Origin of the sequence: Promicromonospora kroppenstedtii DSM 19349 (genome assembly GCF_000515355.1) — a bacterium.
GTDB lineage: Bacteria > Actinomycetota > Actinomycetes > Actinomycetales > Cellulomonadaceae > Promicromonospora > Promicromonospora kroppenstedtii.
Map to the genome: position 1 here is coordinate 1 of NZ_KI911652.1, position 1,827 is coordinate 1,827.

Genomic DNA, 1,827 nt, shown 5'->3' on the forward strand with positions numbered 1-1,827 from the left:
CCGCCCTCGGCGTCGCCGCACCGCCCCGGGCGGCCGCCGCGGTGCCGGGCTTCCCCACGTTCCAGCGGGTCGGCGCCGCCCTGGACAAGTCGGCCCTCGCCTACAACCCGACGGGCGAGCTCATCTTCCCGTCGGTCCGCAACGTCGCGGGCCGGGTCCAGAACCCGCTGGGCAGCTGGTACATGTACTACGCCCCGCACGATGCGCCGGGCGGGATCTGCCTCGCCTACGCCGACTCGCTCGACGGCCCGTGGCGGGAGTACTCGGGCAACCCGGTCATCTCCCGCACCTGGTCCCCGCACTACTCGGTGAGCCACGTGTCGAGCCCGCACGCGGTCTGGAACGCCGCGGACGGCCGGCTCTACCTGTACTTCCACGGCGAGAACACGACCACCCGCGTGGCGTCGTCGGCCGACGGGCGCAGCTTCACCTACGAGGGCACCGTGCTGACCACCGCGATGCTGCCCAGAGACGTCACCGAGACGTCCTATGCGCGGGTGTTCCCCCACCCCACGAAGTCGGACACGCAGATCATGCTGTTCATGGGCGCGCAGGCCGGGACCCGCAAGATCTTCATCGGCTGGTCCACCCGGCTCACGTCGGGCTGGCAGTTCAAGCCGCAGCCGCTGATCTCGCCGGCCGCGGGCGAGGGCGGGCAGCTCTCCGGCGCCCACTACTGGTCGCGCAACGGCGGCGGCCACGTGGTCTACCACAGCGGTTCCGGCAGCATCCACGTCGCCGACGTCGGCACGAGCTTCGACCGCGAGAACCACCTCGGGGTGCTGTACACGGAGCCGCAGGCCACGCGGGCCGCCGCCCCGAGCTTCGCCGAGGAGGACGGCCGGCTGTACATGTTCTACGAGGCCGGGCAGCGCGGGAACACCAACATCGCGGTGGCCCGCACGAGCTGAGCCGTCAGGCCGGGCGGCGGCGGGCGGCCACGCCCAGCGCGACGAGGGTCACCACGGTGCCCGCCGCCATCAGCACCTGGAGCCACGGCCCGAGGGCCACGCCGGCGGTGACGCCGTCGCGCAGCTCGACGTCCGTGACGATCAGCCCGGGCTCGGCGGCGGGCAGGGCCTGGCCCGGCGCACCGTCGGGCGCGAAGACCTGGCTGGTGCCCGTGGTCGAGAGGTTGACGACGGCGCGGCCGGTCTCGATGGCCCGCATCCGCGCGAACGCGGTCTGCTGCAGGTTCTCGTCGGTGCCCCGGAAGTCGGCGTTGTTGGTCTGGAACATGAAGGCCTGCGCGCCGTTGCCGATGCCCTCGCGGATCACGTCGTCGAACACGACGTCGAAGCAGATCGCGAGTCCGACGACGGCGTCGCCCGTGTCGACGGCGGGCGCGTCGGTGCCGGGCGTGTACTCCCGGCCCAGAAGGTTGACGAGGCTGGGCACGATGGCCCCGTACAACCACCGGTCCGGGACGTACTCGCCGAACGGGACGGGATGCCGCTTCGCGTGCGAGGCCACGGCGCCGCCCTCGGTCCACAGGAACGACCGGTTGTAGATCAGGTCGCCGTCCGCCGACGCGGCGTTCAGCAGCAGCGGGGCGCCGTACCGGCGGACGGCCGAGTCGAGGGCCACCGTGGTGGACGGCGTGGCGGGCGGGTCGCTGTCCACGCCGCCCTCCGGCCAGACCACGAGGTCCACCTGGTCGTTCTCCAGCGGGGCGGACGCCGCGAGCTGGGAGTCCAGCATGTCGCCCGGCTCCCGCGCGTCGGAGTAGGCGGCGGGCCCGTCGCCCTGGGCGGCGCCGACGCGCAGCGTGCCGGCGTCCGACGTCGGGAACTGGGGCACGACCAGCAGCAGGACCGCGAGCGCCGC

At 73.3% G+C, this 1,827-nt stretch carries 2 protein-coding genes; one reads left to right on the top strand and one right to left on the bottom strand.

The annotated features are described in order from the left end of the window. The coding region (locus PROKR_RS34530; RefSeq protein WP_036962818.1) for a glycoside hydrolase family protein at window positions 1-911 on the top strand (911 nt) is incomplete at its 5' end. A 4-nt stretch (window positions 912-915) separates the two neighbouring features. Here PROKR_RS34530 and lnt read toward each other — a convergent pair. After that, the coding region (lnt, locus tag PROKR_RS10210) for an apolipoprotein N-acyltransferase (protein ID WP_084800364.1) at window positions 916-1,827 on the bottom strand (912 nt) is incomplete at its 5' end.